Here is a 25,094-nt window from a genome sequence, read left to right as displayed (position 1 = left end):
GACGAACCCGCACCGCCCGCCGCGCACTGATCCGGGCGATCAGCGCAGCGACGCGAGGCCGCGTAATTCGGCGGCGGCCGTGGTCAGCGTCGGTGCCAATCGGGAGACGCCGAGTTCCGCGAGCTCGCGACGCTGCCGAACCTGCGCGCCCGCCAACAGGCCGGGCCGCACTACGAGTATCGGCAGCCCTTCGAACTCGGCGCCCAGCTTCTTGGCCAGGTAACGCACGTTCGCAAGCCCGCCCGGCGGCACCGACACCAGCACGAGCGCATCGACGCGCGCTGCGCGCACCAGTTCGATGACATCCGAGGCGAGCACGGCCGACGTGTGCGCCGTCCATTCGATGCGCCCCATGTCGACGAGCTTGCCGAGCATCGATACCGCCACCTCGTCGACGGCGTCGCGCACCGGGATGGCCAGCACGCGCGTGAGATCCGCGCCGACCAGCGCATCGGGCCGGATCAGGCGGCGGTGCGCATCGACCAGTGCATGCGCCTCGTCGACGATTCGCTCGTGGTCGGCCGCGTCCAGCCGGCCCTGCCGCAAGTCCTCGCGCGCGTGCGCCAGCGTCGGCACCACGATTTCGTCGTAGGCGCGCTCCAGGCCATCGAGCGCGGCGTAGTCGTCGAGCAGGTCGGCGGCTTCGGTGTCGTCCTGCGCGAGTAAGCGCTGATAGAAGCGATGCGCCGGCGCCAGCGGAGGCGTGTCGCCCAGCAGCGTGTCGAGGAATTTCAGGAACGGCACGTAGCGACCGAGCACCACCAGGCAGACGGTCAGAGGGGACGCGAGCACCAGCCCGACGGGGCCCCAAAGCCACGTCCAGAACGCGACCGCGATCAGCAGCGCCGCCTGCGACACGCCCATGCCGCGGCCGTACACCATCGGTTCGACGAGCATGTTGGTGACCAGCTCGAGCCCGCCGAACAGCGCGACGACCAGCAAGGCGGTGGTCCACTCGCGCGAGATCAGCAGGCTCAGCGCGACCGGCAGGAAGGCCGACAGCGACGAGCCGAGGTACGGGATGTAGCGCAGCACCGCGGCGAAGAACCCCCACAGCAGCGCGTAGGGCACGCCGATCACCCACAGCCCGATCGCGATGCACAGGCCGAAGCCGCTGTTCACCGCCAGCTGCATGAGGAGGTAGCGACTCACCCGCTCGCCGGCGTCCTCGAGCGCGCGCGTGGTATCGGCGAGCTGGTCGACACCGATGAGCGAGATCAGCCGGTCGCGCAGGTCCTCGCGATGGATCAGCATGAAGATGACCAGCACCAGCACCAGCCCGAGGCCCGCCAGCGGTTCCAGCAGGGGCGCGACGATGCTCCACAGCTGCGACATCCGCATCGGGCCCTGCTCGACGATGCGCACGGGCTGCGCGCGCGCCGCCTCGCGCTCGGCCTGCGTGACCGGCGCCGCGCTGTGGCGGTCGAGCTGCGTGGAGATGCGTTGCGTCACCGACTGCAGCTTGTCGAGCAAGCCGGTGCGCCCGCGCGAACGCAGCTGCTCGATCTTCGCCGTGACGTTGGGTTCGTAGCGCGGATACGCATCGAGCAGGCTGCTCACCTGGCGCGTTACCGCCACGCCGGCGCCGATCGCCAGCGCCAGCGCGAGCAGCGTCATCAGCACGCTGGAAATCGCCCGCGATACGCCGCGACGTTCGATGTACTGCGAGGGCGGTGTCAGCAGGAAGGTGAACAGGATCGCCAGCGCGACCGGGATCACGATGACCTTCGCCCAGTAAAGGAAGCCGAGCACGAGTGCGCCGCCGACCAGCACCGGCAACGCTCGATTGATGTTGGACTGCTCAGCCACCACGTTCCCCTTGGCCGGCGATCCGGCCGGGCCGTTATGCGCCCGGGCGCGTCAAGGTGGTATGCAGCCGCTTGGCGTCAGCGGCGCGGTTCGATCCACACCAGCGACGCCATGCGTCCGGTGCGGCGGTCCCGGCGATGGGAAAAGAAGCGCGTCGGCTCGGCGATCGTACACAGCCCGCCGCCGTGGATCGCATCGGGCGCCATGCCCGCGTCGGCCAGCCGCAGGCGCGCCAGCGCATGGAGGTCGACACGCCAATGGTGCGGCCGGGTGGTCACGAATGCGGCGCCGCTGCGCCAGTCGCGGGCAACGAAGGCGTCGTAGACGTCGACGCCGACCTCGTAGTGCTGCGGACCCGCGGCGGGCCCGAGCCAGGCGACCACATCCCCGGCGGAGGTGCGCATCGCGGCGAGCGTCGCCTCCAGCACGCCGTCGGCCAGGCCGCGCCAGCCGGCATGGGCGCCAGCGACTTCCGAGCCGTCGCGCGCGGCGAACAGCACGGGCAGGCAGTCGGCGGTGAGGATCGCGATCACGACGCCCGCGTCGGAGGTGACCGCGGCGTCGGCTTCCGGCTCGGGGTCCGTCGCTGTCCCGGCGTGCATCCGGAGCACGCGGGTGCCGTGGACCTGCCGCAGCCAGCGCGGCGCCGACGGCAGCGACGCCTTCGCCACGAGCTCAGCGCGATTGGCCTCGACGACCGCCGGCTCATCCCCGTCGGCCGCATAGCGGTTGCCGAGGTTGAACGTGTCGAATGGCGCCCGCGAGTTGCCCGCGCCATGGCGCAGCGTGGTCAGCCCGTGCACGCCCGGTGGCGCAGGCCACTGCGCGTGCAGAAACGGGCTCACCGCGTGCGTTCCTCGTATGCACGCAGGTCGCCGCGCAGGACATCGATGAGCGCGCGCAGGTCGGCGGGTACCGGCGCGGTGCAGCGCAAGGGTTCGCCCGTGGCCGGATGCCGGAACTCGAGCGTCTCGGCATGCAGCGCCTGGCGCTTGAAACCGCGCAGCGCGCTGATGGTTTCTTCCGACGAGCCGCGGGGAAGCTTCAGCGGCCCACCGTAGAGCTGGTCACCCACGATCGGATGCTTGAGGTGCGCCATGTGGACGCGGATCTGGTGTGTGCGCCCCGTCTCGAGGCGGCATTCCAGCAGGGTATGCGCGCGGAAGCGCTCGCGCAGCCGGAAGTGGGTCACCGCGTCCTTGCCGTCCTCGCGCACCGCCATGCGCAGGCGGTCGCGCGGGTGGCGCTCGATCGGCGCGTTGGCGGTGCCGCCGGAGACGAGCGCGCCGACCACCACGGCGAGGTACTGGCGATGCACCTCGCGCGCGGACAGCTGGTCAACCAGCGCGGTGTGGGCCTGGAGCGTGCGCGCGACAACCATCACGCCCGAGGTGTCCTTGTCCAGCCGGTGCACGATTCCGGCGCGCGGAAGCGCGCACAGCGAGGCGTCGCGGTGCAGCAGCGCGTTGACCAGCGTGCCCGCCGGGTTTCCCGCGCCGGGATGCACGACCAGGCCGGCCGGCTTGTCGATGACGATGACGTCGGCGTCCTCGTAGAGCACGTCGAGCGCGATGTCCTCCGCCGCCGCGTCCACCCGCACGCCAACCTCGGCGTCCACCGTGACCAGCTCGCCGCCCTTCACCGGATCGCGGGGGCGCGCCTCGCGGCCGTCGATCCGCGCCTGCCCCGCCTTGATCCAGCCAGCCAGCCGCGAGCGCGAATGCTCGGGGAACAGCTCGGCTATCACGGCGTCGAATCGGCGCCCGGCACTGGCGTCGGGCACGCGCGCCTGCAGGGTGATGGTGTCGGTCATTCGGAAGGGCCTGTCGCGGGGGGTCCACCAGCGCAGGCCGGTTAAGACGGGCCTGCTATTATCCGGCCTTCCCGTCTCCGATCCGGCATCCGTCGATCCCATGACCCAACGTTCCGCTTTCCGACCGTCGCCCGCCCCCCTCGTCCGTGGCGTGACGGTCGCCGTCCTCGCGGTGTCGCTGCTCGCCGGAGCCGGCTGTGCGCGCTTCAAGAACCGCAACGGCGACGCCCTCGAAGGCCAGCCGGTCGAGACCATCTACCAGAAGGCCCACCGCTCGATGCTCAGCGGCAACTGGTCCACGGCGGAAGAGGCGTTCAAGCGCCTCGTCGCCCAGTACCCGTACGGGCCGTACACGGAGCAGGCGCTGATCGAGACGGCCTACGCCCAGTACAAGGCCGGCCAGCACGACGACGCGGTGAGCACCATCGACCGCTTCATCCGTACCTATCCGACGCACAAGAACATCGCCTACCTGTACTACCTGCGCGGCCTGACGAACTCGAGCCGCGACGCCGTCTTCCTCCAGCGCGTGTGGCACCTCGACCCCGCGCGCCGCGACCTCGCGACGCCGATGCAGGCCTACAACGATTTCTCGATCGTCGCCGAGCGCTACGGCAACAGCCGCTACGCCGCGGACGCCCGCGAGCGCATGGCGAAGCTGCGCGACACGTTCGCCCGCTACGAAATGGACACGGCGCTGTACTACCTGCGTCGCGATGCGAACGTCGCTGCCATCGACCGCGCCAAGTACGTGCTCGAGAACTATCCGCAGTCGGCGTACCAGGCCGATGCGATCGCGACGCTGGCGTCGGCGTACAAGGCACTGGGCAACACCACGCTCGCAGCGGATGCACGCGCCGAGCTGCAGAAGGTCGATCCCAACCATGCTTACCTGCGTGGCAACTGGCCCGATTACCCCGGCCATCTCCGCCGGCTCAACCCGTTCGGCGGCGACGCCTCGGCGTTGAAGCACTGACAGGCTGACACGTAGAAAAAGAACGCCGCCTCCGGGCGGCGTTTTTCGTTGCGGGTGTCGGGCAACCGGTCGCTAGAACCTCGTCGACCGGCCGACAGCAAACACGGGTCGGATGACCCGCGACCGCGCTCAGCGATACCCGTTGCTGATCGGGTAACGCCGCTCGCGCCCGAAAGCGCGACGCGTCATCTTGGGGCCCGGCGCGGCCTGGTGCCGCTTCCACTCGGAAATGCGCACCAGCCTGAGTACGCGCTCCACGGTCGTCGCATCGAAGCCGGCGGCCACGATTTCGTCGCGCGATTGTTCCGCATCGACATGCCGGCGCAGGATGCCGTCGAGCACGTCGTAGGGCGGCAGCGAGTCCTCGTCCTTCTGGTTCTCCCGCAGTTCGGCCGAAGGCGGCCGATCGATCACCTCGTCCGGTATCACGGCGCCGCCCACCGTATTGCGCCAGCGCGCGAGGTTGAACACGTCGGTCTTGTAGACGTCCTTGATCGGCGCGTAGCCGCCCGCCATGTCGCCGTAGATCGTCGCGTAGCCGACGGCGTACTCGCTCTTGTTGCCGGTTGTGAGCAGAAGGCCGCCGAACTTGTTCGACAGCGCCATCAGCATCGCGCCGCGAATGCGCGACTGCAGGTTTTCTTCGGTGGAATCGACGCCTTGCCCGGCGAACGTTTCCGAAAGCGTGTCCAGGAAGCCTTCGAAAGGCTTCTCGATCGGCAACGTCAGCAGTTTCACGCCCTGCCGCCGGCACTGTTCGGCGGCAAGGTCGTTCGACATGCCGGCCGTGTAACGCGACGGCAGCCGCACCGCGGTGACGTTGTCGGCACCGAGCGCGTCGACCGCGATCGCCAGCACGAGCGCGGAATCGATGCCGCCCGAGAGCCCGAGCCATGCGTTGTGGAAGCCGTTCTTGCGGCAGTAGTCGCGCGTGCCACGCACCATCCCGCGCCACGCGAGTGCCTCGCTGCTCTCGTCGACTTCCTCGCGCCACGTCACGCGCGCGAACAGCCGCGTCGCCGGCTCGTAGTCGACCACCAGCCACTCGTCGCTGAAGGCCGCCGCAGCCGGGTGCACGTGCCCGCTCCCGTCCGCGATCACCGATGCGCCGTCGAAGACAACATGGTCCTGGCCGCCGACGACGTTGACATAGGCGATGCCCACCCCCGTCTCGCGCGCTCGTTCGGCGAGCAGCGCGTCGCGCAGGCCGTGCTTGTCGTGCTCGAACGGCGAAGCATTCGGCACCACCGCCAGCGCTGCACCGGCAGCGACCGTGGAGGCCAGCGGCTCGGGGAACCAGAGGTCCTCGCAGATCAGGATGCCGACCTGCACGCCGTCGACCTCGACCACGCAGTCGCCACCGTCCGGATCCACCGAAAAATAGCGGCGCTCATCGAAGACTGCGTAGTTCGGCAGTTCGCGTTTGCGATAGGTGCGTTCGATGCGGCCGTCGCGCAGCAGGCTTGCGGCGTTGTAGACGACCGGACCGGCGCTCTCCGGCCAGCCGACGATGGCACTGATGCCGCGCACGCTCCCGGCAATGCGCTGCAGCGCACGCTCGCAGTCGGCCAGGAAACGCGGGCGCAGCAGGAGGTCTTCCGGCGAATAGCCGCTCAGCGCGAGCTCGGGAAACACCACCAGCTGCGCACCGTGGCCGTCGCGCGCCTGCGCGATCATCGCCTCGATGCGCGCGGCGTTGCCTTCGACGTCGCCGACGGGAAAATCGAACTGCGCGAGTGCGATTCGCAGGGTCATGGCGGTTCCTGTGCAGGTCGCGGCATTTTACGCACCGGCCCGTCGATCGACGTTGGCCCGCCGGCGGCAGTGATCGCGGCTTGGTTGCACGCGGCGTGCGCAACTCGACGCAGCGTGCGGATGGACGGACGGACGTCGATATCGCGAGCCTGGCTTCCGTTCTTTCCTCGCGCGATTAAAGACACCGCGCAACATCGAATGCCCGCCGGTAGCCGGCGGCAGCGCCTACGGAAAAGGCCGCCCGGAGGCGGCCTTTCCAGGAACCCGGCGTGGCGCGTGGCTTAGCCGGCCAGTCGCTTCGCAATGGCCGCACCCAGGTCGCCCGGCGACTTCACCGTGGTGACGCCGGCCTTCTCGAGCGCCGCGAACTTGCCTTCCGCCGTGCCCGAGCCGCCCGAGGCGATCGCGCCCGCGTGGCCCATGCGCTTGCCCTTCGGCGCGGACGCACCGGCGATGAAGCCGACGACCGGCTTGGTCACGTACTGCGAGATGAACTCGGCCGCTTCTTCTTCCGCGCTGCCGCCGATCTCGCCGACCATGATGATGCCCTCGGTCTGCGGATCGTCCTGGAACCACTTCAGCGCGTCGATGAAGTTGGTGCCGTTGATCGGATCGCCGCCGATGCCGATGCAGGTCGACTGGCCGAGGCCCACGTCGGTGGTCTGCTTGACCGCTTCGTACGTGAGCGTGCCCGAACGCGACACGATGCCGATCTTGCCCGGCATGTGGATGTGGCCCGGCATGATCCCGATCTTGCACTCGCCCGGCGTGATCACGCCCGGGCAGTTCGGGCCGACGAGTACGGTCTCCGGATGGCCGGCGAGTACGTTCTTCGCGCGCAGCATGTCGAGTACCGGGATGCCCTCGGTGATGCATACGATGACGCGGATGCCCGCGGCCGCCGCTTCCATGATCGCGTCGGCCGCGAACGGCGGCGGCACGTAGATGACGGACGCGTCGGCGCCGGTGGCCGCGACGGCTTCCTGCATGGTGTTGAACACGGGCAGGCCGAGGTGCGTGGTGCCACCCTTGCCGGGGGTGACGCCGCCGACGACCTTGGTGCCGTAGTCGAGCATCTGCTGCGCGTGGAAGGAGCCCTGCGAGCCGGTAAAGCCCTGCACGAGCACCTTCGTGTCCTTGTTGATCAGAACGGACATGTCTTGGGAATCCTCTGGAATTCGGGTGGCTGCGGCGTCGGATGCGTCGGACAACGCGGAGCTTGGTTGTCCGTCAGGAGTCGCTTGCGCAACCCGGGCCCCGTCGCGTCGCTCCGGGGTCGCCCCCTCGACTCGAAGGGGCTCTGAACAGCGATCCGCGCGCCGCTGCGGTCAGGCGGCCTGCTTGACGGCCGCGACGGCCTTCTTCGCGCCGTCGTTGATGTCGTCGGCCGGGGTGATGGCGAGGCCGGAGTTCTTGAGGAGCTCCTTGCCCGCTTCGACGTTCGTGCCTTCTAGGCGCACGATCACCGGCACCTTGACGTCCACTTCCTTGACCGCGCCGATGATGCCCTCGGCGATCATGTCGCAGCGGACGATGCCGCCGAAGATGTTGACGAAGATCGCCTTCACCTTGTCGGAGGACAGGATCAGCTTGAACGCCTCGGTGACGCGTTCCTTCGTCGCGCCGCCGCCGACGTCAAGGAAGTTGGCGGGTTCGCCGCCCTCGAGCTTGATGACGTCCATCGTCGCCATCGCGAGGCCGGCGCCGTTGACCATGCAGCCGATGTCGCCGTCCATCGTGACGTAGTTGAGGTCGTACTTCGACGCGAGCACTTCGGTCTCGTCCTCCTGGCGCACATCGCGCATGGCGACGAGCTCGGGATGGCGGAAGGCAGCGTTGTCGTCGGAGTCGATCTTGCCGTCGAGCACGGCGAGATCGCCGTTGGTGAGGATCGCGAGCGGGTTGAGTTCGACCAGCGCCAGGTCCTTCTCCATGAACAGCTTGAACAGCCCGGTCATGATCTTGGTGAGCTGGCCGACCTGCTTGGCGTTGAGCCCCATCGCGAAGCCGAGGTCGCGGCACTGGTACGGCTGCAGGCCCTCGACGTAGTTGATGTGCAGCGCGTGGATCGCCTCCGGTTTTTCGTGGGCGACCTGCTCGATGTCCATGCCGCCTTCGGCCGAGGCGATGAACGTCACCGTCTTGGTCGACCGGTCGACGAGCACCGACAGGTACAACTCCTTGTCGATGTCGGTGCCTTCGGAGATCAGCACGCTGTCGATCGGCAGCTCGATGCCCGCCGTCTGGTACGTGGCCATCTTGGTGCCGAGCATCGCCTTGGCGTACTGCGCGACCTCGTCGAAGTTCTTCGCGAGCTTCACGCCGCCGGCCTTGCCGCGGCCACCCGCGTGGATCTGCGCCTTGACGACCCACAGGTCGCCGGGGATCTGCTTGGCCGCCGCGACCGCCGCATCCGGCGAGCGGGCGACGATGCCCTTGGGAACGGCAATGCCGTAATCGGCAAAGAGCTGCTTTGCCTGGTACTCGTGGAAATTCATGGAATCAGCCACCTATACTCCGGGCACCGCCCGCCGGACGCGCGCCGTGCCCCTGCAGACCGTCGTCACCCCGCTCGACGCGGACCACGTCCTCTACCGCGAGTTGCGGCTTTTCAACCTGTATCGCGTCCTCGAAGCCGCCCTGCTGGTGCTGCTGGTGTTCGGGCCGGTCGCCGGAATCATCGAGATCCCGCGCCACGAACTGCTCGGTCGTTCGGTGGTGATCGCCTACCTCTTCGTATCGCTGCTCACGCTGGCGCTCGGGCGACGTCTCGACGTACGCGTGTCCGCTGGCGCGGGCATCGCCGCCGACCTGTTCTTCGGCATCCTCGCGATGCACTCCATTCCGTCCGCGGGCACCGGCATCGCGCTGATGCTGATGTTCAACATCGGCGCCGCGGCGCTGCTGCTGCCGCCGCGCGTGGCTTTTGCCGCAGCCGGCGTCGCGGTTGCGGCGCTGATGGGAGAGTACGTGTGGACGTCGGCCGACGAGGGCGCTCATCGCGCGCTGTCCGAGCCGGTGATGTTCGCGATCGGCTATTTCGCGCTGGCGACCGTCATGAACGTGCTCGGGCGGCAGATGCGCGAGAGCTACGAGATCGCGGCCCTGCGCACCACCGAGAACGAGCATCTCGCGCAGGTCAACGAGCTGATCATCCGCCGCCTTCGCACCGGCGTGCTGCTGGTGGATGCCAGCGGTCGCATGAAACTGGCGAATGAGGCGGCGACTGCGTTGCTGGGTGACGTAGGCGACGAGGTGCACGGGTTCCGCGAACTCGCCGTCGCCGTACCGGAACTGGGGCGGCGACTGGTTGCGTGGCGCGAGACGGGCAGTTCGGACGACACGCCGCTGCGCCTTGCCGCCGACCAGCCCGATGTCATCCCGCGCTTCACCCGGCTGCAGGCCAACAGCGAGCAGGCCCTCGTCTTCCTCGACGACACGTCGCTGGTTTCGCAACGCGCAGAATCGATCACGCTCGCCACGCTCGGGCGCTTTTCCGCGAGCCTGGCGCATGAAATACGCAACCCGCTCGCGGCCATGAGTTACGCGGTGCAGCTGCTGGAAGAATCGGACGACATCCGGCCCGCTGATCGTCGGCTGCTGGAAATCATCCACCAGCACGTGGTGCGCATGAACGGCATCGTCGAGAACGTGCTCGGTCTGGCGCGGCGCGAACCGGCCAAGCCCGAAGTGATCGAAGTCGGCGCGTTCGCGCGCCAGTTCGTCCAGGACTATCTGGTCAGCCACGGCATCGAGAGCGATACGGTGGCCAGCGCCGCCTCGCAGCCCGGGATCAATGCACTGTTCGATCCGCGCCAGCTGCATCAGGTCACCACCGTGCTGGTGCACAACGCGCTGACCTATGGGCGCATGCCCGGCGAGTCGGCGCGCGTCACGCTGCGGGTGAGCTTGGATGCCGGCCAGCCGATTCTCGACGTGCTCGATCGCGGCCCGGGTATCCCGGAACCCGTACGCAATCGCCTGTTCCGCCCGTTCTTCACCACGTCGAGCCACGGCACCGGCCTTGGGCTCTACATCGCGCGCGAGCTCTGCCGCGCGAACCAGGCCAGCCTCGACTACGTGCCGACCCCGGGTGTCGGCGGTTGCTTCCGGATCCGGATGAGCGCGTTGGGCCGTTGACCTGACGCAAGGTTGACGAAAACCGCCCAAAGTGGCCGCAGCCGGTCACTTCCGTTAAGGTGTTCGGCGGAGGATCCGATGCCCGAACCCCGTAGCGCCCCCGCCCGCTCCGCTCTGGTCGTAGACGACGAGCGCGACATCCGCGAACTTCTGGTCATGACGTTGGGCCGCATGGGCCTGCGCTGCGACACGGCCGCCAACGTCACCGACGCGCGGGCGCTGCTGTCGCGGAACACCTACGACCTCTGCCTGACCGACATGCGCCTGCCCGACGGCACGGGGCTCGAGATCGTGGCCGAGATCAACCAGAAGCACCCGACCACGCCGGTCGCGATGATCACGGCGTTCGGCAACGTCGAGGCCGCGGTCGAGGCACTGAAGGCGGGCGCCTTCGATTTCGTCAGCAAGCCCGTCGACCTCGGCGTACTGCGCGACCTCGTCCGCCAGGCACTCGAGCTGCACGAGCGGCGACGCGCTGCAAACGAAGCCGGTATTTCGTCGCGCCTCTTCGGCGAATCGCCGGCGATGGCGTCACTTCGCGCCACGTTGACCAAGGTCGCGCGCAGCCAGGCGCCCGTCTATATCTCGGGCGAGTCGGGGGTCGGCAAGGAGCTGGTCGCCCGCACCATCCACGCCGAGGGCGGCCGCGCCTCGGGCCCCTTCGTGCCCGTCAACTGCGGCGCGATCCCGGCCGAGCTGATGGAGAGCGAGTTCTTCGGTCACAAGAAGGGCAGCTTCACGGGCGCCCACGCCGACAAGCCGGGGCTGTTCCAGGCCGCCGACGGCGGCACCCTGTTCCTCGACGAGGTCGCCGAGCTGCCGCTGCCGATGCAGGTCAAGCTGCTGCGTGCGATCCAGGAGAAGTCGATCCGCCCGGTAGGCTCCAACGCCGAGGTCAAGGTCGACGTCCGCATCCTCTCGGCCACGCACAAGGATCTCGCGGCGCTGGTCGAGGAAGGCCGCTTCCGGCACGACCTGTATTACCGGATCAACGTCATCGAGTTGCGCGTGCCGCCGCTGCGCGAGCGCCCGGAGGACCTCGTCGGCCTGTCGGACGTGATCCTGCGCCGGCTTGCCGCCGCACAGGACCGCCCGGCGCCGACTCTGTCGCCGGACGCTGTGGAGGCGCTTCGCGTCTACGGCTTCCCCGGAAACGTGCGCGAGCTGGAGAACATCCTCGAGCGCGCGCTTGCGATGGCCGATGGCACCGTCATCCGCTCCGACGAGCTGAGCCTGCCCAAGGCGAGCACCCGCCCGCTGCCCGGCCCCAGCGCCCCCACGGCGCCCCCGCCGAGCCCGTCAGCGGTCGACCCCCGCACGGTCGATCCGCGCGACACCGCCACCAGCGCCCTGCCCTCGTACATCGAGGAAATCGAGCGGGCCGCGATCCAGCACGCCCTCCAAGAAAATCGCTACAACAAGACGCGCACGGCGGCGGCGCTGGGCATCACCTTCCGCGCCCTGCGCTACAAGCTGAAAAAGCTCGGGATCGACCGACCGGCCGGCGGTGACGCGATGCGTCATCAGCCCGCCGAAGCTGACGCAGCGCGTCAGTGGGCGTGGATCCCTGTTCACCCAAGCGTGACCGACCGCCCGAAAGCGACCCCTCCCGACTGGCCCAACGGGTTGGCACGGGTTATGCGTATCCTCGGATGCACGGATAGCGCGTACGGCGGACCAAGGACCCGGCGAGTCGTCCGTACTCATCCGTGAAGATCCAAAACCACTCCTAGGGGATACACCATGAAGAACCAGAAAGGCTTCACCCTCATCGAACTGATGATCGTCGTCGCGATCATCGCGATCCTGGCCGCCATCGCGCTGCCGCAGTACCGCAACTACACCCAGCGTTCGTCGAACGGTGCGTGCATGGCAGAAGGCAAGGCCTTCATGAATACCGCAGTGGCGGATATCGCCGATGGCCGTGCATCCACCACGTTCGTGGGCACCGCGTGCACGACCGGCTCGCCTTCGCAGCTGACGACCGCCATGTACAACACGCCGGTGTCGGTCACCTTCACCCCGCAGACCAAGGGCAATGCTTCGTTGCTGGCGACCACGGTCTGCGATAGCGGCAACGGTTCGTGCCGCCTCACCGTGGTGCCGTAATAGCGCTCGACGCAACAATCGGACCCGGCGCAAGCCGGGTTCTTTATTTCGGAGGGTGCTGCCAAGGCGGGGCGCCTAGCGACTCCAAAGCGCGAAGCCGTCGTGAACCACCGGTAAGGCGATGAAGCGCGTATCAGTTGCAAAACGACCACGCTTTTTCTTACTCGGCTGCCTTGCAAGCGCGTTGTTCGCGATGCTGCTGCTGAGTCCCGGACTGGGCGGCGGGTTTCTCTTCGACGACCAAGCCAGCATCATCAACAACCAGGTTGTTCACCTGGTCCGGCTCGACACCGCCAGCCTCTCGCACGCTGCCTACAGCTACCAGCCAGGCAATGGCTCGCGCCCACTTTCGATGCTCACGTTCGCGTTGGATTACTGGTGGGGCGGCCTGAATCCGCTTCCCTACAAAATCACCAATCTGATAATCCACGGGCTGACGACCTGCGCGCTCGCACTGCTGTTCCGAAGCCTGCTCGCCGCGGCGCATTTCCCGCCGCGGCAATGTGCGATTGGCGCCGTTCTACTGGCTGCCATCTGGTCGATTCATCCGCTGCAGGTATCGTCGGTTCTCTACGTCGTGCAGCGCATGCAGACGCTGTGCACCCTGTTTATGGTGTTGGCGCTACTGAATTATGTGCGTATGCGCGTCGCCCTACGCGAGAGTCGCCCCTTCCGACTGAACTTGCTCCTGATCTGCTTGTCATGGGCCCTGGCGTTCGCGAGCAAGGAAGACGCCGTCCTGCTTCCGGCGTACACTTTCCTCCTCGAGCTCACACTGCTGCGTTTTCAAGCATCCAGCGTCTCCGTGTCTCGTTGGCTTCGGCTAGGCTACACGGCGTTCGTAGTCTTGGGCTGTTCAGCATATCTCGTCTTCTTGGCGCACGACTGGCAGTGGGCGCACTATCCTGGCCGCGATTTCTCCACGTCCGAGAGACTACTCACTCAAGCGCGCGTGCTCGTCATGTACATCGGCGAGATAGTCTTTCCGCTGCCCGCGCGGCTCAAGTTCTTCTATGACGACTTCGCCATCTCGCGCGGGCTGTTCGAGCCGTGGACAACGGCCGCATCAGTACTGACGATAGGTTCGCTCATCGCTTTGGCTTGGCGACTCCGCGCGACGCGACCGCTCATGGCGTTCGGCATTCTGTTCTTCTTCGCCGGGCACTTTGTCACCAGCAATGCGGTCAACCTAGAGATGGCGTTCGAGCATCGCAACCACCTCCCGATGATCGGGATCGTTCTGGCGTTGGGCGACCTTTGCGTCGCACTCCATTTGTATCAATCGGCGCTGGCGCGCCGAGTTGGGATCATTACTTTTGCGCTGCTTGCGACCGCATGTTCGGTGCGCGCCTACGCCTGGGGCGAACCGCTCAGATTCGCCAAGGAGACTCTTGTACATGCGCCGACATCCGAACGCGCATGGATGCTCCTGGATGCGGAATACGCGGAGCGGAGCGGGATGAACCCCGGCCCCTATTTGGACTTGGCGATTGCCACTAGCTCGAGAGGCGCGACGGTCACCAGCTCCCCGCCGCTACTTGCCAATGTGGTTATCTACAAGACCATCCGGGGTGACGTGACTCCGCAAGACTGGAACCGACTATTCGCCAACTTGGAACGCGCAACAATGGGCGTCCAGAACCACAACGTCGTCTGGATCATAGTGAACGACGCCAAGCGCAAGGTTCCGCTGGACGAAAGCAGCGTTATCGAGACGATCGAGATCATCGTCGAGCGTTCCGAGTTCACCGCCAATGAGTACCTTCAGCTGGCGGCATACATCTACAACGACACGACCCAGCCCGGCCGCGCGCTTCCCCTGCTACGCCGTGCAGTATTAGCGGCGGAACCCGACGATCCCGATATCAGCTCGATGTTTCGGGACCTGCCTTCGGTTGGGCGTGCCGACTGGGCTGCGGAACTTAAGTCGGTAATGATTGGCCGCTCGCCGCGAAGCGGGTCGGGAGTAGACGCGCAAACCCGAACACCCGCGGACCCTCGTCCGCTACCTCGCTGAGCCCCCCGGTGCCGCCCATTTGAGGCGATGCGACGATCATCGACGCGGGTCGATCACAGGTGTGCGCCCCTTGTGGTCGAAGTCTGCAGCAGGGTGGAGTGAGTCGTTCCTACGTGCCAAATAGCCGGGCACCGGTCGCGATTGGGCCGCTCCCTTTTCACGTGGCCGTGCGCTTTGGACGCATGACGCGGATCGCGCGGCTCCTAGCTTCGGTAGTCGTCAAGACCGCGGACACGCATGGTCGGCCTGCCCCGCCGGCTGTCGAACAACGGCAACAGCTAGTGCTGAAATTCAGCGCGGTGCTCGGGGCCCTTCGCGAATACGAACGCCACGTCGGCATAGTCGCGCATCGGCAACGGGGCATTCGCCCACAGTCGACGCTCCCACCGCGCGACCGTAGGCAAACATCGCGCGGGTACGAGTCCGTAACGAATCGCATAGACGAGCGGAAAATGTCCGCGACGGATCTGTGGCTGGGCAACTAGCTCGAATCCGGCAGATCGAAAGCATTGCTTCATGGAAGACGGCGCCCGCTGGCGCTTGCGGTTTGCTGTGTCGTAGTAATCGACCCGCCTGACCTGTTCAATCGCCACGACACGTCCGCGCGGTTTCAGCACACGCCGGAACTCAGCCAGCACGGCACACAGGTCGACGTCGTCAACAAGATATTGGAGCACTGCCGCCGTCGTCACCACATCGAATGAGGCGTCGCGAAACGGAAGCCGATGGCCATCTATCCTGACCAGCCGCGATTCGAGCAGAACATCCCGCTCTGTGGCGAGCGCGAGCATAGTCGCGGATATGTCCACGCCAACCGCGACGTCAAGATCATGGCGGCGGATGAGGCGCGAAAGGAATGTGCCTGTACCGCACCCGAAATCGAGCACGGACGAATCAATGTCGAGCCAAGGTTCGATGGCGAGGTCGCGACACGCCCCAATGTAGGCATTCTTACGGCCCAGTAGATCATTTGGGTCGGTGGCGGAAGCGCAGCCGACCTGACCGCCCTGTTGGTCCCAAAACCGCCGCATGTCGTCCGGCGATGAATGGCGCATCAGACGAGCTTCATCCGACGCCCCAGAACCCACCCCGCGGCGGCTGCCAGAAATTCGGACATCGTGAAGCAGACCCGGGCCGAGACTGAAAATGCCAGTGCCGTCCCGGGATCGACTCCGGCAAGTTGTGCAAGCACCACGAATGCACTCTCCCGCACGACGAGACCGCCCGGCATGAGCGACAGCACACCACCACATACCCACGCGAGCGAATAGAGCGCCCCGATCTTCAGTGCGTCCTCTTTTGCGAGGCCCGGCAGCATGAGCATGCAGGCCCACCAAAAGAAGCACCACTCAAGGATCAGCGCCCCCATCACCGGTGCCGCCCTCCCCAACGCGTTGGCGACAGTACTGTGGTCGCCACGGAGTCGGAGCGTCAGCCACGCGTAAACACATACGCTACCCGCGAGGCCCGCGGGCATACCGCCGCTTGCCAGCGAGTACACCAGCACGCTGCCAATCGTGGATACGGCCATATGGAGCGCGGCCGCATGGACCGCGGACTGCATTCCGACGCGGTCGGCTGTCTTCTTCAGCTGGAACGCCGTGCCCCAGTACTTGCCGGGCAGATACTTCATGGCCTGCGCAACGAGGTACCAGGAAGCCAGGGAGGTCCTATCCCGCGAGGGCCCGTCGGGCCTGGCAATCGAGGCGAACATCCACGCCGAGCTCGCGAGCATGAGGACGCCGGCGGACACTGCCCCAGCCAGACTCCACCAGCCTGCGCGACGCAGGGTGAGCCACGCCGACGCCTCCCAGGCGCTAAAGCCTCCCTTCGAGGCGGTGTAGGCGAGCACCACGACCGCGACAGCGGCCGCACCTCGGACGATTGCCCGATTATTCACGCAATAGCCATCTTGGCGTGGAGGTCGCCGCCCGCCGTGCGCGCATGAGCACGGTTAGTACGCCTCCCAATGGAGTACACGCATGGTCCCTCGTCACGCTGAATCCGAACCGGTTTCCCCACTTCCGCTTAAACGCGATGAGCCCCGGCTGGGATTCGGGTGACGCCATGAGATCGAAACGACGGCAGCCCCACTCGCGCGCGCGTGCGGCGAGGTGCTCGAGCAATAGGTCGCTGATGCCGGTGCCGCGGGCCATGACGTTAGCAGCGGCGTGAAGATAATATGCCGAGTCCTCATTCCGAACGCCGATCGCAAAGGCCACGACATCGCCCGCGCGGTCCCGATAGCAACGCGCGACCATCCGGCGATCTACATGGCAGAGCGCCGATAACCGATGGAAGTAGGCGGCGTTGTACCGCGCGCGACCACCGTGCCGTCCAACAGTGAGTAGATATAGCCTGTAGGCCTCGGTAGGCGGCAGACCGTCTTCAATACTTAATGCCGCAGCGCCGCGGCGCGCGTAAGCGAGATCTTTCCGAAGCTTCCGCCCCGGTGCCGCATGCCAAGCGTCGATGTTCTCGATCCACGCATCTGGCAGGGACGCGGTCGCGTCGGCGGCCGGGGCATCGCAGCGGGCCTCCACCGCCCGCATCACTACAGCACCTACAACGCGCCCTAGGCGGCACGCTGATTCGACGTCAATCTGTTCGGCTATCCGCGGCTCGACGAACGGGAACCCCAGATGGGCGACTCGAACCGGCCCCACGCGGAATACGGGCACCACCAGCCCGATCTCAGCTGCCGGATTCCATGCGTATGCGACTTCGCAGCCAAGCCCCCTAAGCACCCACCCCCACCGCTCACTAGCCCAAAGTGTGTGGGTATGTTCGCACCATCGCGCGTGCGCTGCCGAAGGTGTCTCGGCGAGAAGCCAGCCCCCGGACTCAAGCATCGAGCTGACACCGCCCCAGCCTTAGGAGCGTCGGCGCTACGACGTCCCGAATCGAGAAACGCGCGGCAACTATCGACATGGGGGCCGCTGATTCGGCCGGACTCCGACGCAATGCGCGCGCTATCGCGGCCGCGAAAGCAGTTGCAGTAACGGCGGTGGCGACCTCACCAATGCCCGCATGCACGAGTCGCGGGAGGTCCCCTACCGGCATGGCGACCACCGCGCATCCCATTTGCATCGCATCGGAAAACACAACGGGAATGCTCTCGATGCGCGACGGAATGAGCAGGTAGTCGGCACCTTCCAACGCTTCGGTTGCAGCGCGACGGTCGAGGAAACCCCGGCACCGCACTGGCCAACCTCTTGCCGCCAAATCGTGCGCCCTCCGAAGCACTTGCTCTTCCATAGGACCGCCGCCGCAGATCGTCACGTATTCGATCAGCGCCCAGTCGGCAGCGGAAAGGTGCTCAAGGGAATCAAGCAACAAGTCGACACCCTTGTTGCGATGCCAGCGACCTAGGAAGAGCAACCTGTACGGTGCTGCCGTCCGTAAGCTCCTAGCGGTGGGGACAAGCTGGCGCGCGCTCGGCAGGAACTGCACTTCCCGGCCCGATAGACGAGCACTGGCATCCGCGAGCTGTAGCCCATCCGAATAGCACGCCTTCGCGTCGCGGATGACCCGACGCATGTAGTTCCGCAGCAGGGGAATTCGTCCCAAAGTCCAGATATCACTCCCAAGCGTCCAAACCGAATACGGCACTCCCGTGATCATTGAGGCGTGGCGCGCCCATGCGCCGGACGGAAGGGCCCATAGCGCGATCTGGTGCGCGGTCGGCCCGGCGGCGACAGCGTCGAGGGTCGCGCGCCGCCCCCCTCGCACCACCTGGACGATTCGAGCGGCGTCACGCGGGTTCATGGGTGACAGCGTCGACAGCGGCTTTTCAGGCGCAGCGAAACGGAAGACCTCGACCGAGTGGCTAAAAGACTCCCGTGCCCGCACCAGTCCGGGTGCGACCACTCGCACTGGCACCGACCGTGCCAGCTCCAGCGCCAAATCCGCCACGAATGTCCCGGCCGCCTCGCTGCCGTCAGCGCGGAGTGGAAACGACGTCGTGATGAGCACGATCGCAGCCGTAGAGCTCATGCCTTGGCGGCCCGGACCAAATAGCCCGCAGGCATAGCCCGCCACTCTGGAAACACTCTTGACGCCGCCCAGGCCGTGACATTCACGACTGGCACCGCGATCGCCACGACCGGAACAACCAAGAGCGCAGGGCCACCCTTGCGAAGCGCCTCGACCGCACTCCCCGCGAGTGCCAGACAAGTTGCTAGCGCCGCGGTACGCAAAGCATGGGGCGAGCCGGTGATCTGCACCTCGGTGAACCCAACCATCGCCAGAGCACGCGCCAAGCCATGCTCGGTGAAGCGCTGGTAATCGTGCGGATCATCGTGCACCGGGTACATGAACGGCATGCTCAGGATGAGGCCGCCGCCCGGCTTTATCACGCGCGCCATCTCCTGCAGGGCCGCGTATGGGTCGGGCAGGTGCTCGACCACTTCCAGCGCAACGACGTAGTCAAATACGCCGTCCCGCAGCGGCAGCCTCGTCGCGTCGCCAAAAATCGTGGGTCGTGCACCGTACGTCGCGCCGCCGATTGCGGGGTGGTCGAGACCGACGTACGCGCAATGACCGGGCAGCTCGTTCTCAATCCATCTATCGGCACAGCCGACGTCTAGGACCGCGCCGCCTTGTACCCCCGCGAGCATGCGACGCACCTCGCACCGATCGCCCGCCATCCACTGCGGGTGCAACGGTGTCCGGCGGAACGGGGCGGCAAGGGCACGCAGGTGCCGAGCACTGATCATCGAGGCGATCGACAATATACAAGCGCAGTGATCTGCTCAGAAACCAAGCCGATCAGGAAGATGATGACCGCCGCGCTAAGCAGGAGCATGCTCATGTTGGTAAAACGATGCGCGGTGGCAAACGTATACCCGTAATAACCTAGCCCCAACGCGCCAAACAAGAGTGACAGCGGTGCGAACAGCTTGAGTGGCGAGTAGAGCGTGGCGATCTTGAAAATGATCAACAGAAACCGCACCCCGTCGCGCAGCGGGCGGATGTGGCTCCGTCCTACGCGGCGGCCGACAGGAATCGACACATACGCGACCGGATAACCGCTGCGAAAGAATGCCATCGTGCTCGTCGTCGGATACGAAAAGCCATTCGGGAGCAAATGCAGAAACTCGTTGAACCGATCCGCACGTACCGCGCGGAACCCGGAAGTCAGATCGAGAACGCGGTGGCCAGTCATCCAACTGGCCAGCTCGTTGTAGAAGCGGTTGGCCGCACCGCGGCTACGGTTGGCTTGTCCCGCAGCATCACGGGCACCGACGACCAGGTCGTACCCCTCTCCGAGCTTTGCCAGCAGCGCGTCGATGTACACGGCATCGTGCTGCCCATCGGCATCCATGAAGACGATCACATCCCCAGCGGCTGCGCGGACCCCGCGTTTGATCGCCGCGCCGTTCCCCATCGAGTAGGGCGAACGCACGACGCGGGCGCCATACTCCGCTGCGACGCGCCCGGTGCCGTCAGTCGAGCCGTCATCGGACACGATGATCTCGGCTTGAGGCCACATCGCGCGCAGAGCCGGCAGCGTCCGAGCGAGACCCTGCTCTTCGTTCTTCGCTGGCAGGATGATCGAAACGCGCATAAGGCGACCGTGGAAGGAGCTGCGCTAAGGGTGGCGCCTGGGCCCTTAGGACGCAACGCCGCCTTGCCGATTCGCTCAACGGGCGCACGCCTGCAGACCGCCCGAGTCAGCTCGCAGCATACGGGTGGCGGCTGGACGGCCGCAACGCCCAAATAGCGAACGCGTCGGCAATGCGTAAACCCGTTTTTGCGCTAGAGTCGGGCAAGGGGCTGGACAAGGAAATACATGAATACCGCCGCCACTGCCAATCTGGTGGGGATCACGGGCATCGCCCGTCGCCTGGTGTTGGACGGAGCGCTGGACGAAAGCGCCGCCCGGGACGCCATGGCGGCCGCCACCACGGACCGCAAGCCGCTGGCTGCCTACCTCTCGGAGCGGCGCTTGGTTTCGGCTGCCAGCATGGCGGCAGCCAATTCGGTCGAATTCGGCGTCCCGCTGCTGGACGCCTCGGCATTCGACCCTTCCCAGTCGGCGATAAAGCTCGTCAACGAGGAACTCCTCCGAAAGCACGGCGTCCTGCCCCTGTTCAAGCGCGGCAACCGCCTGTTCGTAGGCCTGACGGACCCGACGAACACCCACGCGCTCGACGAAATCAAGTTCCAGACCAACCTCGCGGTCGAGGCGATCCTGGTCGATGCCGACACCATTTCCCGCTGTCTCGACCGTTGGATGGAGTCGTCAGACACCCTCGGCGAGGGCAACGACGAAGAGGGGCTCGAGAACCTGGAAGTCGGCAAGGACGACGAGCTCGGCGGCAGCGACTCGGGCGTGGACGCCAAGGGCGACGACACGCCGGTCGTCAAGTTCGTGAACAAGGTCCTGATCGACGCCATCCGCCGCGGCGCCTCCGACATCCACTTCGAGCCCTACGAGACGGACTACCGCGTGCGCATGCGCATCGACGGAATCCTGAAGCAGGTGGCGAAGGCGCCGGTCAAGCTCAACACGCGCATTGCCGCGCGCCTGAAGGTGATGAGCCAGCTCGACATTGCCGAGAAGCGCGTGCCACAGGACGGGCGAATCAAGCTCAACCTATCCAAGACCAAGCAGATCGACTTCCGCGTCAGCACGCTGCCGACGCTGTTCGGCGAGAAGGTGGTGCTGCGTATCCTCGACGGCAGCGCGGCCAAGCTCGGCATCGACAAGCTCGGCTACGAGGAAGACCAGAAAGAGCTGTTCCTCAACGCGATCGCGAAGCCCTACGGCATGGTGCTGGTCACCGGGCCGACGGGCTCGGGCAAGACGGTCTCGCTGTACACCGCACTTAACATCCTCAACGAGGACGCGCGGAACATCTCCACGGTCGAGGACCCGGTCGAAATCCGCGTGGCGGGCATCAACCAGGTGCAGATGAACGTCAAGCGCGGCATGACATTCGCCGCGGCGCTGCGAAGCTTCCTGCGACAGGATCCGGACGTGATCATGGTCGGCGAGATCCGCGACCTCGAAACGGCGGAAATCGGCGTCAAGGCCGCGCAGACGGGCCACATGGTGCTGTCGACGCTGCACACCAACGACGCGCCCCAGACGGTCGCGCGGCTGATGAACATGGGTATCGCGCCCTACAACATCACGTCATCGGTGACGTTGATCATCGCGCAGCGACTCGCCCGCCGGCTGCACGATTGCAAGCGGCCGGTCCAGCTTCCGGAACATGCATTGCTGTCCGAGGGTTTCACCGCGCAGGACATCGCCGACGGCGTCACGCTTTACGAGCCGGTCGGCTGCCCGGATTGCACCGAGGGCTACAAGGGCCGTACCGGCATCTACCAGGTCATGCCCATGACCGAAGCGATCCAGGCCATCATCCTCGAGGGCGGCAACGCCATGCAGATCGCCGCCGCCGCCGAGCAGTCAGGCGTCCGCGACCTGCGCAAATCCGCCTTGCTGAAAGCGCGCAAGGGCGTCACCAGCCTCGCCGAAATCAACCGCGTCACCAAGGACTAAGCCATGTCCGCTAGCCGAAACGCCGCGAAGCCCGCCACCCGACCCGCCAACGAACTGCAGACCTTTACCTGGGTCGGCAAGGACAAGCGCGGTGTCGTCATGAAGGGCGAGCAGGCCGCGAAGAACATCAATTTGGTGAAGGCTGATCTTCGCAGGCAGGGGATCACGCCGCAGACGGTCAAGCCGAAGAGCAAGCCGATGTTTGGCGCCGCGGGAAAGACCGTCAAGCCGAGCGATATCGCGGTCTTCAGCCGGCAAGTCGCCACCATGATGAAGTCCGGTGTTCCTATTGTCGGAGCGCTCGAGATCATCGCAAGCGGCAACAAGAACCTGCGCATGCAGAACTTGGTCAACACGATTCGAGCGGACATCCAAGGCGGCATGTCGTTCTCCGAAGCACTCGCGAAGCACCCGGTGCAGTTCGACGAGCTCTACCAGAACCTGGTCCGCGCAGGCGAGACTGCGGGCGTGCTCGAAACCGTGCTGGAGACGATCGCGACCTACAAGGAGAACCTCGAGGCGCTGAAGGGCAAGATTAAGAAAGCGATGTTCTATCCGATCATGGTTCTTGCCGTCGCGCTCGTCGTTAGCGGCATCCTGCTGGTCTTCGTCGTGCCGCAATTCGAGGACGTTTTCAAGGGGTTCGGCGCAGAGTTGCCGGCATTCACGCAGATGGTCGTCAACCTCAGCCGCTTCATGGTGTCCTGGTGGTGGTTGATCCTTCTCGCCATCGTTGGAGCCGTCGCCGGCTTCATCGCGGCGAAGAAACGCTCGCTTGCCTTTCAGCACTTTCTCGATCGACTCGTGCTTAAGATGCCGGTGATTGGTCAGATCATGCATAACTCGTCGATCGCCCGGTTCGCGCGCACTCTTGGTGTCACTTTCAGGGCCGGGGTACCACTGGTAGAGGCGCTCGACATCGTCGCGGGCGCGACAGGCAACGTGGTCTACGAGACCGCGGTCAAGCGAATCCGGGACGACGTGGCGGTGGGTTACCCGGTGAACGTGTCGATGAAGCAGGTGAACCTGTTCCCGCACATGGTCATCCAGATGACGGCAATCGGCGAAGAAGCCGGCGCGCTAGACGCAATGCTGTTCAAGGTCGCTGAGTTTTACGAGCAGGAGGTCAACAACGCGGTCGATGCGCTGTCGAGCCTGTTGGAGCCTCTTATCATGGTGTTCCTCGGCGTGATCGTCGGTGGCATGGTGGTGGCGATGTACCTGCCGATCTTTAAACTCGCCTCGGTGGTCGGCTGATCGGTGGCATTCCTCGACCAGAATCCCCAGCTGGGTTATCCGCTCGTTGCCGGCTTCGGCCTGCTCGTCGGCAGCTTCCTCAACGTCGTGATCCTCCGGCTGCCCGCGCGGCTGGAGTGGTCGTGGAAGCGTGATTCGCGCGAGGTGCTCGAACTCGACGAGGTCTATGACCCGCCGCCGCCCGGCATCGTCGTCGAGCGTTCGCATTGCCCGCACTGCAAGCACGTGCTCAGCTGGTACGAGAACATCCCGCTTTTCAGCTGGCTCGCGCTTCGCGGCAAGTGCCGGCATTGCAAAGCGCCGATCTCTGCGCAGTACCCGCTGGTCGAGTTGCTGACCATGTTGCTGTTCGTCGCCTGCGTGGCGCGCTTCGGATTCGGCTGGCAAGGCTTCGGCGCGATGCTGTTCACCGGTTTTCTGGTGGCGATGTCGGGCATCGACCTGCGCACCCAGCTGCTGCCCGATGTATTGACCCTGCCACTGATGTGGCTTGGCCTCATCGCCGCGTCGGACCACCTCTACATGGCGGCGAAACCCGCGCTGGTGGGTGCCGCGGTTGGGTATGCGAGCCTGTGGTCGGTGTGGTGGCTGTTCAAGCAGCTCACCGGCAAGGAAGGCATGGGCCACGGCGACTTCAAGCTGCTCGCGGCGATCGGCGCGTGGACGGGGTTGCGGGGCATCCTGCCGACGGTACTGATCGCCTCGCTAGTCGGCGCGATCGTCGGCTCGATCTGGCTTGCGATCAAAGGCCGGGACCGCGCGACGCCCATCCCGTTCGGCCCCTATCTCGCCATCGCCGGTTGGATCGTCTTCTTCTGGGGCAAGGTGCTGGAGGACGGCTACCTCCACTACGCCCACCTCGACTGACGGCTGCTCAGATTTCCGATCGTCTGGCCGCCAGCGCCCGATAACGCGCGTCGAGCGCCGCTGCGGAAGACTCCAATGCATCGCGCTCGGCCGTATTGACGATGACATCGTCGGCAACGGCAAGCCGCTGCTCCCGTGAGGCCTGCGCCGCAATCATTCCATCCGCCAGTCCAGCGCTGATGCCGTCGCGCCGCACCAGGCGCTCGCGCTGCACGTTGATCGGCACGTCGACCACGAGGATGCGGTCGAAGTAGGGATACGCCGCCCGCCCGCCGCCTTCGGCGAGCAACGGGATGGCTGCCAGCACGTACGGTGCGTCCGACGCCCGGCACTGCGACTCCACCGCCGCCCGCACCCGCGGATGCACGATCGACTCCAGCACCGCGCGCGCCGCCGGGTTTTCGAACACCAGGCGGCGCAATGCGGCGCGGTCGAGCTGCCCGTCGGCGGCGAGCACGTCATTGCCGAAATGAGCGACCACGTCGGCGAGGCCCTCGCTGCCCGGCGCGACGACTTCGCGTGCGATCACGTCCGCATCGACGATCGCGGCGCCCAAGGCGTGGAAGCGTCGCGCCACCTCGGATTTGCCGGACGCGATGCCGCCGGTCAGGCCGACGACGTAGGGAGTGGACTCGAACGAGCTCATGTCGACAGGGCCACCCCGTCAGGCGCCGAAGAAGGCACGAATGCCCGCCACGCCCTGCGCGCCGTGGGAGCGCGCGTCCCCGAGGTCGGAGGGCCGGAGGCCGCCGATGGCGTAGATCGGCAGCGAGACCGACTCCCGCATCCGGGCGAACGCCGCCCAGCCAAGCGGCGGGCTGCCGGCATGCGAGGG

General features: G+C 66.1%; 21 protein-coding genes and 1 pseudogene. 8 read left to right on the top strand and 14 right to left on the bottom strand.

What is annotated here, in order from left to right; all coding sequences use genetic code 11:
- Positions 1-39: 39 nt before the first annotated feature.
- The 3 genes from FW784_RS03700 to rluD all read right to left on the bottom strand — a co-directional run bounded on the left by FW784_RS03700 (position 40) and on the right by rluD (position 3,622).
- Positions 40-1,809 (bottom strand): AI-2E family transporter, encoded by a 1,770-nt coding sequence (locus FW784_RS03700; protein WP_149352016.1) that lies wholly within the window; start codon positions 1,807-1,809, stop codon positions 40-42.
- Positions 1,810-1,886: 77 nt separating this feature from the next.
- A complete protein-coding gene (gene pgeF / locus FW784_RS03695; protein WP_149352015.1) occupies positions 1,887-2,654 on the bottom strand; it encodes a peptidoglycan editing factor PgeF in 768 nt (255 codons plus the stop codon).
- Positions 2,651-3,622 carry a 23S rRNA pseudouridine(1911/1915/1917) synthase RluD gene (gene rluD / locus FW784_RS03690; protein ID WP_149352014.1) on the bottom strand — a complete coding sequence of 324 codons (972 nt, stop codon included), beginning with the start codon at positions 3,620-3,622 and terminating at the stop codon, positions 2,651-2,653. Before rluD ends, pgeF begins: the two co-directional genes overlap by 4 nt.
- Positions 3,623-3,722: 100 nt before the next feature.
- On the opposite strand from rluD, the gene FW784_RS03685 reads away from it, so the two are divergent.
- Complete coding sequence (locus tag FW784_RS03685; protein ID WP_149352013.1) at positions 3,723-4,598, top strand: outer membrane protein assembly factor BamD; 876 nt, start codon at positions 3,723-3,725, stop codon at positions 4,596-4,598.
- 129 nt (positions 4,599-4,727) lie between these two features.
- On the opposite strand, the gene FW784_RS03680 is transcribed toward FW784_RS03685, so the two are convergent.
- The 3 genes from FW784_RS03680 to sucC all read right to left on the bottom strand — a co-directional run bounded on the left by FW784_RS03680 (position 4,728) and on the right by sucC (position 8,851).
- Positions 4,728-6,353 (bottom strand): NAD+ synthase, encoded by a 1,626-nt coding sequence (locus tag FW784_RS03680; protein WP_149352012.1) that lies wholly within the window; start codon positions 6,351-6,353, stop codon positions 4,728-4,730.
- 281 nt (positions 6,354-6,634) lie between these two features.
- Entirely contained in the window at positions 6,635-7,510 is an 876-nt protein-coding gene (gene sucD, locus FW784_RS03675; protein ID WP_149352011.1) for a succinate--CoA ligase subunit alpha, read from the bottom strand.
- A gap of 171 nt (positions 7,511-7,681) precedes the next feature.
- Positions 7,682-8,851 carry an ADP-forming succinate--CoA ligase subunit beta gene (sucC, locus tag FW784_RS03670; RefSeq protein ID WP_149352018.1) on the bottom strand — a complete coding sequence of 390 codons (1,170 nt, stop codon included), beginning with the start codon at positions 8,849-8,851 and terminating at the stop codon, positions 7,682-7,684.
- A gap of 52 nt (positions 8,852-8,903) precedes the next feature.
- Here sucC and FW784_RS03665 point away from each other — a divergent pair, with 52 nt between their 5' ends.
- The 4 genes and pseudogenes from FW784_RS03665 to FW784_RS03650 all read left to right on the top strand — a co-directional run bounded on the left by FW784_RS03665 (position 8,904) and on the right by FW784_RS03650 (position 14,619).
- Positions 8,904-10,493 carry a sensor histidine kinase gene (locus FW784_RS03665; protein WP_425481580.1) on the top strand — a complete coding sequence of 530 codons (1,590 nt, stop codon included), beginning with the start codon at positions 8,904-8,906 and terminating at the stop codon, positions 10,491-10,493.
- 78 nt (positions 10,494-10,571) lie between these two features.
- Positions 10,572-11,987 (top strand): annotated as a pseudogene (locus FW784_RS03660) (sigma-54-dependent transcriptional regulator); the annotation flags it as partial.
- Between the two features lie 249 nt (positions 11,988-12,236).
- Positions 12,237-12,602, top strand: a complete 366-nt coding sequence (locus FW784_RS14850; RefSeq protein WP_149352008.1) for a prepilin-type N-terminal cleavage/methylation domain-containing protein — start codon at positions 12,237-12,239, stop codon at positions 12,600-12,602.
- Between the two features lie 121 nt (positions 12,603-12,723).
- A complete protein-coding gene (locus FW784_RS03650) occupies positions 12,724-14,619 on the top strand; it encodes a hypothetical protein (RefSeq protein WP_149352007.1) in 1,896 nt (631 codons plus the stop codon).
- A 278-nt stretch (positions 14,620-14,897) separates the two neighbouring features.
- On the opposite strand, the gene FW784_RS03645 is transcribed toward FW784_RS03650, so the two are convergent.
- The 6 genes from FW784_RS03645 to FW784_RS03620 all read right to left on the bottom strand — a co-directional run bounded on the left by FW784_RS03645 (position 14,898) and on the right by FW784_RS03620 (position 20,188).
- Positions 14,898-15,674, bottom strand: a complete 777-nt coding sequence (locus FW784_RS03645) for a class I SAM-dependent methyltransferase (protein ID WP_149352006.1) — start codon at positions 15,672-15,674, stop codon at positions 14,898-14,900.
- Positions 15,674-16,252, bottom strand: coding sequence for a lysylphosphatidylglycerol synthase domain-containing protein (locus tag FW784_RS03640; protein WP_187770660.1), 579 nt, complete (start codon positions 16,250-16,252; stop codon positions 15,674-15,676). Before FW784_RS03640 ends, FW784_RS03645 begins: the two co-directional genes overlap by 1 nt.
- 259 nt (positions 16,253-16,511) lie before the next feature.
- On the bottom strand, positions 16,512-17,171 hold the full coding sequence (locus FW784_RS14905) for a GNAT family N-acetyltransferase (RefSeq protein WP_425481579.1): 660 nt from the start codon (positions 17,169-17,171) through the stop codon (positions 16,512-16,514).
- A 292-nt stretch (positions 17,172-17,463) separates the two neighbouring features.
- On the bottom strand, positions 17,464-18,594 hold the full coding sequence (locus FW784_RS03630) for a glycosyltransferase (protein WP_187770658.1): 1,131 nt from the start codon (positions 18,592-18,594) through the stop codon (positions 17,464-17,466).
- Positions 18,595-18,611: 17 nt separating this feature from the next.
- Positions 18,612-19,238 carry a class I SAM-dependent methyltransferase gene (locus FW784_RS14805; RefSeq protein ID WP_268890881.1) on the bottom strand — a complete coding sequence of 209 codons (627 nt, stop codon included), beginning with the start codon at positions 19,236-19,238 and terminating at the stop codon, positions 18,612-18,614.
- Between the two features lie 95 nt (positions 19,239-19,333).
- Positions 19,334-20,188, bottom strand: a complete 855-nt coding sequence (locus tag FW784_RS03620) for a glycosyltransferase family 2 protein (RefSeq protein WP_149352002.1) — start codon at positions 20,186-20,188, stop codon at positions 19,334-19,336.
- Positions 20,189-20,413: 225 nt separating this feature from the next.
- Here FW784_RS03620 and pilB point away from each other — a divergent pair, with 225 nt between their 5' ends.
- Genes pilB through FW784_RS03605 form a run of 3 tightly spaced genes read left to right on the top strand, consistent with a single transcriptional unit; the run spans position 20,414 to position 24,259 of the window.
- The gene (gene pilB / locus FW784_RS03615) at positions 20,414-22,135 is read left to right on the top strand and encodes a type IV-A pilus assembly ATPase PilB (protein ID WP_149352001.1); all 1,722 of its coding nucleotides are present in this window, start codon (positions 20,414-20,416) and stop codon (positions 22,133-22,135) included.
- Between the two features lie 3 nt (positions 22,136-22,138).
- Positions 22,139-23,392 (top strand): type II secretion system F family protein, encoded by a 1,254-nt coding sequence (locus tag FW784_RS03610; protein WP_149352000.1) that lies wholly within the window; start codon positions 22,139-22,141, stop codon positions 23,390-23,392.
- Between the two features lie 3 nt (positions 23,393-23,395).
- Positions 23,396-24,259, top strand: a complete 864-nt coding sequence (locus FW784_RS03605) for a prepilin peptidase (RefSeq protein WP_149351999.1) — start codon at positions 23,396-23,398, stop codon at positions 24,257-24,259.
- A 7-nt stretch (positions 24,260-24,266) separates the two neighbouring features.
- On the opposite strand, the gene coaE is transcribed toward FW784_RS03605, so the two are convergent.
- The gene (gene coaE, locus FW784_RS03600) at positions 24,267-24,905 is read right to left on the bottom strand and encodes a dephospho-CoA kinase (RefSeq protein ID WP_149351998.1); all 639 of its coding nucleotides are present in this window, start codon (positions 24,903-24,905) and stop codon (positions 24,267-24,269) included.
- Positions 24,906-24,923: 18 nt separating this feature from the next.
- The coding region (locus FW784_RS03595) for a thiamine phosphate synthase (RefSeq protein WP_187770657.1) at positions 24,924-25,094 on the bottom strand (171 nt) is incomplete at its 5' end.

Origin of the sequence: Cognatilysobacter lacus (assembly GCF_008274655.1) — a bacterium.
Classification (GTDB): Bacteria; Pseudomonadota; Gammaproteobacteria; order Xanthomonadales; family Xanthomonadaceae; genus Cognatilysobacter; species Cognatilysobacter lacus.
The sequence above is the reverse complement of the archived record's forward strand: the minus strand, read 5'-3'. Positions and strand labels throughout refer to the sequence as shown.

Excerpts from the sequence above, each read along its gene's own strand:
- FW784_RS14805 (WP_268890881.1), bottom strand. The coding sequence starts at position 19,238 with ATGCTCGCGGGGGTACAAGGCGGCGCGGTCCTAGACGTCGGCTGTGCC.
- FW784_RS14905 (WP_425481579.1), bottom strand. The coding sequence starts at position 17,171 with ATGCGGGCGGTGGAGGCCCGCTGCGATGCCCCGGCCGCCGACGCGACC.
- FW784_RS03650 (WP_149352007.1), top strand. The coding sequence starts at position 12,724 with ATGAAGCGCGTATCAGTTGCAAAACGACCACGCTTTTTCTTACTCGGC.
- FW784_RS14850 (WP_149352008.1), top strand. The coding sequence starts at position 12,237 with ATGAAGAACCAGAAAGGCTTCACCCTCATCGAACTGATGATCGTCGTC.
- FW784_RS03640 (WP_187770660.1), bottom strand. The coding sequence starts at position 16,252 with ATGAAGTATCTGCCCGGCAAGTACTGGGGCACGGCGTTCCAGCTGAAG.
- coaE (WP_149351998.1), bottom strand. The coding sequence starts at position 24,905 with ATGAGCTCGTTCGAGTCCACTCCCTACGTCGTCGGCCTGACCGGCGGC.
- pilB (WP_149352001.1), top strand. The coding sequence starts at position 20,414 with ATGAATACCGCCGCCACTGCCAATCTGGTGGGGATCACGGGCATCGCC.
- sucC (WP_149352018.1), bottom strand. The coding sequence starts at position 8,851 with ATGAATTTCCACGAGTACCAGGCAAAGCAGCTCTTTGCCGATTACGGC.
- FW784_RS03685 (WP_149352013.1), top strand. The coding sequence starts at position 3,723 with ATGACCCAACGTTCCGCTTTCCGACCGTCGCCCGCCCCCCTCGTCCGT.
- FW784_RS03645 (WP_149352006.1), bottom strand. The coding sequence starts at position 15,674 with ATGCGCCATTCATCGCCGGACGACATGCGGCGGTTTTGGGACCAACAG.
- sucD (WP_149352011.1), bottom strand. The coding sequence starts at position 7,510 with ATGTCCGTTCTGATCAACAAGGACACGAAGGTGCTCGTGCAGGGCTTT.
- FW784_RS03610 (WP_149352000.1), top strand. The coding sequence starts at position 22,139 with ATGTCCGCTAGCCGAAACGCCGCGAAGCCCGCCACCCGACCCGCCAAC.
- FW784_RS03620 (WP_149352002.1), bottom strand. The coding sequence starts at position 20,188 with ATGCGCGTTTCGATCATCCTGCCAGCGAAGAACGAAGAGCAGGGTCTC.
- rluD (WP_149352014.1), bottom strand. The coding sequence starts at position 3,622 with ATGACCGACACCATCACCCTGCAGGCGCGCGTGCCCGACGCCAGTGCC.
- FW784_RS03680 (WP_149352012.1), bottom strand. The coding sequence starts at position 6,353 with ATGACCCTGCGAATCGCACTCGCGCAGTTCGATTTTCCCGTCGGCGAC.